General features: G+C 73.6%; 8 protein-coding genes. 4 read left to right on the forward strand and 4 right to left on the reverse strand.

Translation table 11 applies throughout. The annotated features are described in order from the left end of the window. On the reverse strand, window positions 1-588 hold a 588-nt coding region (locus tag QZX64_RS08375; protein ID WP_295658343.1), incomplete at its 3' end, for a GTPase. After that, window positions 585-1,718 (reverse strand): PrsW family intramembrane metalloprotease, encoded by a 1,134-nt coding sequence (locus tag QZX64_RS08380; protein WP_295658344.1) that lies wholly within the window; start codon window positions 1,716-1,718, stop codon window positions 585-587. The genes QZX64_RS08380 and QZX64_RS08375, both read right to left, overlap by 4 nt. Before the next feature lie 48 nt (window positions 1,719-1,766). Between QZX64_RS08380 and QZX64_RS08385 the strand changes: the two genes are divergently transcribed. Together QZX64_RS08385 and rlmC are read left to right on the forward strand one after the other, a co-directional pair. Beyond that, the gene (locus QZX64_RS08385; protein WP_295658345.1) at window positions 1,767-3,224 is read left to right on the forward strand and encodes an aminopeptidase P family protein; all 1,458 of its coding nucleotides are present in this window, start codon (window positions 1,767-1,769) and stop codon (window positions 3,222-3,224) included. Window positions 3,225-3,231: 7 nt separating this feature from the next. After that, window positions 3,232-4,350 (forward strand): 23S rRNA (uracil(747)-C(5))-methyltransferase RlmC, encoded by a 1,119-nt coding sequence (rlmC, locus tag QZX64_RS08390; RefSeq protein WP_295658346.1) that lies wholly within the window; start codon window positions 3,232-3,234, stop codon window positions 4,348-4,350. Here the strand turns inward: rlmC and QZX64_RS08395 are convergent. Next, window positions 4,320-4,673: an HIT domain-containing protein gene (locus tag QZX64_RS08395; protein ID WP_295658347.1), complete on the reverse strand. Its 354-nt coding sequence runs from the start codon at window positions 4,671-4,673 to the stop codon at window positions 4,320-4,322. The genes rlmC and QZX64_RS08395 overlap by 31 nt on opposite strands. Before the next feature lie 34 nt (window positions 4,674-4,707). Beyond that, a complete protein-coding gene (locus tag QZX64_RS08400; RefSeq protein ID WP_295658348.1) occupies window positions 4,708-4,995 on the reverse strand; it encodes a DUF4287 domain-containing protein in 288 nt (95 codons plus the stop codon). An 85-nt stretch (window positions 4,996-5,080) separates the two neighbouring features. On the opposite strand from QZX64_RS08400, the gene QZX64_RS08405 reads away from it, so the two are divergent. Together QZX64_RS08405 and QZX64_RS08410 are read left to right on the forward strand one after the other, a co-directional pair. Continuing rightward, on the forward strand, window positions 5,081-5,695 hold the full coding sequence (locus QZX64_RS08405; RefSeq protein WP_295658350.1) for a hypothetical protein: 615 nt from the start codon (window positions 5,081-5,083) through the stop codon (window positions 5,693-5,695). 96 nt (window positions 5,696-5,791) lie between these two features. Then, window positions 5,792-6,862 carry an NADH:flavin oxidoreductase/NADH oxidase gene (locus QZX64_RS08410; RefSeq protein ID WP_295658351.1) on the forward strand — a complete coding sequence of 357 codons (1,071 nt, stop codon included), beginning with the start codon at window positions 5,792-5,794 and terminating at the stop codon, window positions 6,860-6,862. Window positions 6,863-7,200 lie beyond the last annotated feature (338 nt).

Here is a 7,200-nt window from a genome sequence, read left to right on the forward strand (position 1 = left end):
AGCGTAGCGGGCGGCGGAGGTGACGAAGAGCCACAGGTCGGCGGCCGCGAGCAGCTGCGCGGCCAGCACGCGGTTGCGCTCCTCCACGGAGTCGATGTCGGGAGCGTCCAGGATCGCCAGGCCGGCCGGCACGTCGTCGGAGGCGACCAGCTGCAGCGCAGCGGGGTCGTTGGTGGCGCGGGAGACCCGCTCGAGGTCGGGAAGCAGGCGGTCCTGGCCGAACCACTCGGCGTCGGCCGGGTTGTGCACCAGCACGGGTGAGCGCGTCGTCGGGCGCAGCACCCCGGGCTCGCTGACGCGACGCCCGACGAGGGAGTTCACCAGCGTCGACTTGCCGGCGCCGGTGGAGCCACCGACCACGGCGAGCATCGGCGCCTCGATCGTCATCAGCCGTGGGATGACATAGTCCTCGAGCTGGTCGACCATCTCCCGCTGCGACTGCCGCTGCTCGGCGACCCCCGGGATCTCGAGCGGCAGCCCGACCTCCTGCAGGGTCGCGCGCAGCCGCACCAGGGCGGTGAGCATCTGGGTGGAGTCGGCGTCGTCGCCCGACACGGTCGCTGTGTCGCCGGGAGGGGTCTCGCTCATCGGGTGGGTACCACCTGTCCGGGGAAGGAGATGTAGGGACGAACGGCGGTGAGCCGCTCGACGTACTGCTGTCCGCGCGCCGCGAAGTCGGGCGGCGGCGTACCACGAAGGTACCGATGGTGGAGGAAGCCCAGCTCGACGGCGGCCTGCTGGTAGTCGCGCATGGCTCGCTCCCCCGGCCCACCACCGAGGCGCCGCGCGTGCTCGCGGGCCGCGCGCCGGGCGGCGAGCTCGACCAGCCAGGGGATGTCGGTGGCCGGCAGCAGGCCTCGCTGCGCGGCGTCGCGCAGCGCCGCGGTGAGCATCCGCTGCTCGGCGCGGCGTCGCCACAGGGCGAACGCCGCGACCGCCACGAGCGCCGGCGCCATCAGGGTGAGGTAGACAGCCACGAAGTTGTCGATGCCGCCCAGCGTGGCGGAGTTCCACGTGCCGTGGCTCAGCACGGCGGCGGCGTAGCCCAGCAGCGGCAGCAGCCAGCGCGCCAGGCTGGTCCGGCTGGCGACCGCGAGACCGACGCCGATGCCGGTGAAGGCGGTGAAGAGGGGGTGCGCGAAGGGGCTGAACAGGCACCGCACGACGAAGGTGCCGGTCAGTGCCTCGGTGCCGCCGGGGCCCACGCCGTCGCTGCCGTTGTAGGCCGCGGCCAGATAGAGGATGTTCTCGGTGAAGGCGAAGCCCACGCCGACCATGCCGGCGTAGACGATGCCGTCGAGCACGCCGTCGAGCTCGTCGCGGCGCCACCACAGCAGCAGGACCAGGAAGAGCCCCTTGGTGGCCTCCTCCGTCACCGGCGCGACGACGCCGAGCCGCTGCATGTCGTCGAAGCCGCCGAGCAGGCCTCCCACGCCCTGGAGCACCAGGGCGGCGGCGGTCGCGACGAACGCGCCCCACACCAGCCCGGCCGCCAGCAGGATGCGCGGCTCGGGCTCGTAGCGGTCGAGCCAGAGGTAGCAGCCCACCACCGGCCCGACCGGCAGCGCGGCGAGCGCGGTCGCCAGGAGCAGGACGCTCGGGGCGCCGGAGAGGGCGATCACCAGGGCCATGGCCACCGCACCGACGAGCGTGAGGACCGTGACGACGACGGTGAAGGCGACGCCGCCGCGAGGGCCCTGCCGGCGGGAGGCGACCATGCTGCTGAGCCTATCGGAGCCGGCCGGGAGCGGGCGTAGAGTGCTTCCGTGACCGACCAGACCTCCCAGGACGTCAGCGAGCCCACCAGCGAGACCGGCGGGACCGTCACCGACGAGGTGCACACCGAGTCGCACGACCCGGCCGTGCCCGCGGCGTACGCCGCCTTCATGCGCACCGGCTGGGGCGAGCGCGAGCTCGACCTGCCGCCACACCCGATCGCGCAGCACGCCGCGGCCCGGCGCGCCAGGCTCGCCGAGGCGTTCCCCGGTGAGCGCCTCGTGCTGCCGGCGGGCACCTTCAAGGTGCGGTCCAACGACACCGACTACCGCTTCCGCTCCGACACCGCGCACACCTGGTTCAGCGGCAACCAGACGAGCGACGCCGTGCTGGTGGTGGACGGCGAGGAGTCCGCCCTCTATGCGCGCCCCCGCTCCTCGCGCGACACCGACGAGTTCTTCCGCGACCGGCAGTACGGCGAGCTGTGGGCCGGCCGCCGACCCTCGGTCAAGGAGATCTCCGACTCCCTCAGCATCCCCGTGCGCCACCTCGACGACCTCCCCGACGCGCTGTCTGGCTCGGGCAAGACCCGGGTGCACCGGGGCCTCGACCCGCGCGTCGACGACCTCGTCGCGGGCGACTCCCCCCGCGACGACGAGCTGGCCCGGGTCGCCTCGGAGATGCGGCTGGTCAAGGACGAGTGGGAGGTCGCCGAGCTGCAGGAGGCCTGCGACGTCACCACGCTGGGCTTCGAGGACTCCGTGCGCGAGTGGGACCGTGTCCTCGAGCACGGCGAGCGCTGGCTGGAGGGCACGTTCTTCCGCCGCGCCCGCACCATGGGCAACGACATCGGCTACGACTCGATCGTCGGCGGCGGCAGGCACGCCACCACGCTGCACTGGATCGAGAACTCCGGCCCCATCACGCCCGGTGAGCTGGTGCTGCTCGACATGGGCGTCGAGGGCCACAACCTCTACACCGCCGACGTGACCCGCACCCTGCCCGTCGACGGCCGGTTCACCACCGTCCAGCGCGAGCTCTACGACCTCGTCCACGCCGCCCAGGAGGCGGGGATCGAGGCGGTGCGCCCCGGCGTGCCGTTCCTGGCGGCGCACCACGCCGCGATGCACGTGCTCGCGCACGGCCTCGACGACATGGGGCTGCTCCCCGTGTCGGCGGACGAGGCGCTCGACCCGGAGTCGAGGCTCTACGCCCGCTGGACGCTCCACGGCACCTCCCACATGCTCGGCATGGACGTCCACGACTGCGGTCGCGCGTCGGCCGACGTCTACCCCAAGGGCGACCTGGCCGAGGGCATGGTGCTCACCGTCGAGCCGGGCCTGTACTTCCAGGAGGACGACCTGCTCGTCCCCGCGGAGCTGCGTGGCATCGGCATCCGGATCGAGGACGACATCCTGGTGACGGCCGACGGCTACCGCAACCTCTCGGCCTCGCTGCCCCGCGCCTCCGCCGACGTCGAGGAGTGGATGGGCCGCCTCCGCGGCTGACCGCTCCATGCAGTGCCACCACTACGACGCCGACCGGTGCCGGTCGTGCACCCTGCTCGAGGTGCCGTACGCCGAGCAGGTGCGCGGCAAGGAGCAGCACTGCCGTGACCTGCTGGACGCACCGGGGCTGAGCTGGCTGCCGCCGGTCACCGGTCCGGAGTCGGCGTTCCGCAACAAGGCGAAGATGGCCGTCGCCGGCACGGTCGACCAGCCGACCCTCGGCATCCTGGGCGCCTCCGGCGCGGGCGTCGACCTGCGTGACTGCCCGATCCACTCCCCCGGACTCCAGGCCGCCCTGCCGGTGCTCGCCTCGTTCGTGACGACCGCGCGGCTCGCGCCGTACGACCTGGGCTCGCGGCGCGGCGAGCTCAAGCACCTGCTGGTCACCGAGGCGCCCTCGGGCGAGCTGATGGTGCGCTTCGTGCTGCGCTCGCAGGAGCCGGTGACCCGCATCCGCAAGCACCTCCCGGCCCTGCTGTCGGCCCTGCCCCGGGTGTCGGTGGTCTCGGTGAACCTGCAGCCGGAGCACAAGGCGGTGCTCGAGGGAGAGCGCGAGATCGTGCTGACGCCGGCGCAGACGCTGACCATGCGCGTGGGCGACGTCGACCTCCACCTGCGGCCGCAGTCGTTCTTCCAGACCGACACCGTCGTGGCGGCCGCCCTCTACCGGCAGGCCAGGGCCTGGGTGTCCGCGGTCGATCCCGCGTCGCTGTGGGACCTCTACTGCGGCGTCGGCGGCTTCGCGCTGCACTGTGCCGCACCCGGGCGACGGGTCACCGGCATCGAGGTCAGTGCGCCCGCGGTCGAGTCCGCCGCGCTCACCGCTGCCGGGTCGGGGCTGGTCGACGTGTCGTTCGTCGCCGCCGACGCCACGGCGTACGCGCTGGCGGCGGCGACCGTGCCGGAGCTCGTGGTCGTGAACCCGCCGCGGCGCGGCATCGGCGCCGACCTCGCCACCTGGCTCGAGAGGTCGCCGGTGCAGCACGTCGTCTACTCCAGCTGCAACGCCGAGTCGCTCGCCCGGGACCTGGCCCTGATGCCGTCGCTGCGGCCGGTCGAGGCGGTGCTGCTCGACATGTTCCCGCAGACGCGGCACTACGAGGTGATGGTGCTGCTCTCGCGCTGAGGGCCGGAGTGCACGTGCACGTGCAGGTGCTTGGAGTCCTGGTAGCGGCCCAGGTTGGTGAGCACCGCGGCCTCGCCGTGCTTCTCCTCCGCCCGCCGGGCGACCTGCTGCACCACGGCGAGCAGCTCGCGCACCACCGGCTCGTCGGCGGCGGTGACCGTGGTGAACGACGCGATGTGCCGCTTCGGCACGACCACCACGTGGTGGCGCCAGAAGGGCCGCGTGTGGTGGAACGCCAGCACCTCGTCGGACTCGTGGACCACGTCGAGCAGCCGGGGCGCGGGGATGGCGACGTCGCAGTAGAAGTCGGTGCCCTCGTACACGGCGATCACCGTAGCGCCACGGTGGGCCGGCCGGTCACCAGGGGCGCGTCGCCCTGCCGTCCAGCCACAGCCGGTCCGCCTCGTCGCGGTGGGTGCCCGTCGTGCCCACGTGGGTGGTCGCGATCCGGTCGCCCCTGGTGACGACGTGGACCATCGCCATCGCGTGGCCGCGTCCGAGGTCGTGGTCCTCGGCCAGCCAGGTCACGATCTCGCGGGCCCGGGTGCCGGGACCGAACCCGCGCTGCCGGGCCTGGTCGAGCAGCTGGCGGGGGGTGAGACCGGTCCTGGTCTCGATGGTGTCGAGATAGGCCTGGAACGACATGGTGCTCTCCTTGCGTGAGGTGCGGACACCGGTACGTCGAACGGCCGGGGCGGGCTTCGACACGGCCACGGGTTAGATTCCTTCCGTGGATGACGTCGCCTGGATCGAGGCCCGCACGCTCGACACCGACACCGTCCGGGAGACGTGGTCGCTGGCCGCCCGGCACGTGCTGTCGGACACCGCGATGGAGTACCACGCCGTCATCGGCGTCACCGAGCTCGCCGAGGCGGTGCAGCAGCGCACCCGCATCCGCACCCGCCAGGCGGCGGGCCTGTGGGTCGGAGACGTGCTCTACCGCGTCGCGCTGGCCTGCCAGCGTCGCCGCGAGCCGCTGCTGGGCGCGCTCGTCGTCGGTCCCGACGGCCGGATGAGCGACTGGTACGCCGACACCGTCGCGACCGTGCGCGGCGACAGGGTCACCGACCCCGACCAGCACGCCGCGCAGGAGCGCCTGGAGTGCTACCGGGTGCACGGCGCCGAGCTGCCGCCCGGCGGCGGGCAGCCGGCGCTGCCGCCGCGCCGGGAGTCCGCTCGCCGAGAGCCGGCCCGCCGCACCACCGCCACCAGCCCGGCGAGGCGCGCGGCACCGGCCGCGCGCCGTACGCCCGCGGTCCGCAAGCCCGAGCCGGCGCAAGCCGCCGTGTGCCCGACCTGCTTCATGGCGCTGCCCGCCACCGGAGTCTGCGACACCTGCGACTGAGCCGTCCGGACGACGGTGCACGTCGGGGGAATCCTGACGTGCACTCGCGGGTTGCCCCGACATGCCCGTCCGCACCGCGCAGGAGGATCCAGCCCCGTGAGCCAGCTCTTCACCCCCATCACGCTCCGCGACGTCACCGTCCGCAACCGGGTGTGGGTGGCGCCGATGTGCCAGTACTCCGCGGTCGACGGCGTCCCGAACGACTGGCACCTGGTCCACCTTGGCTCCTTCGCACGCGGGGGTGTGGGACTCGTGCTCACCGAGGCGACCGCCGTGGAGCCGCAGGGCCGGATCTCCCCCGACGACACCGGGCTGTGGAACGACGAGCAGCAGGCCGCGTGGGCCCGCATCGTGGACTTCGTCCACGGGCAGGGAGCGACCGCGGGGATCCAGCTCGCCCACGCCGGCCGCAAGGCCTCGACGTACTCCGGCTTCACCGGCGAGCGCGGCGGCGTGGCCGACGCCGACGGCGGGTGGCAGCCCGTGGCCCCGTCCGCCGACCCGTTCCCCGGGCTGCGCGAGGACCCCGAGCCGCTGGACCGCGAGGGCATCGCCCGGATCGTGACGGCGTTCGGTGACGCCGCCGAGCGGGCCGTCGCGGCCGGCTTCGACGTGCTCGAGCTGCACGCCGCGCACGGCTACCTGCTGCACGAGTTCCTCTCGCCGCTGTCGAACGCCCGCGACGACGAGTACGGCGGCTCCTTCGACCACCGTGTCCGGCTGCTCCTCGACGTGGTGCGCGAGGTCAGGGCGCGCCTCGACGCCGGCGTCCCCCTGGTCGTGCGGGTCTCCGCGACGGACTGGGCGGACGGAGGCTGGAGCGACGACGACACGGTGCGGCTGGCCGGGCTGCTCCGCGAGGCGGGTGTCGACCTCGTCGACACCTCGACGGGCGGGAACGTGCTGGCCGACATCCCGGCGGGTCCGGGCTACCAGGTGCCGTTCGCCCGGCGCATCCGCACCGAGGCCGGCATCCCCGTCGGCGCCGTCGGCATGATCACCGAGCCGAAGCACGCCGAGGAGATCGTGGCCGACGGGTCCGCGGACGTGGTCCTCCTCGGGCGCGAGCTGCTCCGTGACCCGCACTGGGCGCTGCGGGCGGCGTACGAGCTCGGGGAGACCGACACCGGCCTGTGGCCCGTGCAGTACCGGCGCGCAGCGCGCTGAGTCCCACGCGCGACCGCCGTGGCGCGGATAGGCTCCGGCCATGCCACCGGGACGCAGCTGAGCCGCTGGTGACCGCGGTGACGCTGGCCGCCCTCTCCCACCAGGGCGCCAGGCGCCCGGGGGCGACCCGTGACCCAGGACGATGACCGGTCGACGTGGCATGCCAGGGACCGGAGGATGCTGATGTGGATGGGCGTCATCCTGGCGATCGGTGGCGGTGTGAACCTCGCGTTCGACGTCCTCGACGGCGACGGCGGTCCGTGGGAGATCGGGCTCCACGCCACCCAGGTCCTCACCGGGTCTCCTGATCTCCTGGTCGGCCGAGGGGCGGCGGGTGA

The organism is uncultured Nocardioides sp. (assembly GCF_902805925.1).
Taxonomy (GTDB): Bacteria; Actinomycetota; Actinomycetes; order Propionibacteriales; family Nocardioidaceae; genus Nocardioides.